The 271-nt window shown below is 59.8% G+C and carries 1 protein-coding gene; it reads right to left on the minus strand.

Annotated features, from left to right (window positions below; genetic code table 11):
* Positions 1-271, minus strand: a 271-nt coding sequence (locus AC1RPR_RS08855; protein ID WP_481763579.1) for an FAD binding domain-containing protein, incomplete at both ends; no start/stop codon positions are given.

Below are 271 nucleotides of genomic sequence, written 5' to 3' on the forward strand. Positions count from 1 at the left end.
TACCAGGACCCCGTAATCGCGTCGCACTCGAGGATGCGACGCAAGCGCCGTATTGGTCACGAGCGTGCCGATTCGCAGTCCGCCTTCCGGTGTGTCGTCGATATGATCGAGCCCGATGTCCTGAATATCAACGAGGTGAGTCGGCGTCTCGATCTCCAGTTTCATCAGGTCCAGCAGGTTCGTGCCGCCAGCGATGAATTTTGCTCCCTGGCGCTGTGCGACGATGCTTGCCGCGTCCGCAGCACTTTTCGCCCTCTCGTAGGTAAACGCC

Source organism: Dellaglioa sp. CoH-57-MRSF-22, from assembly GCF_056781895.1.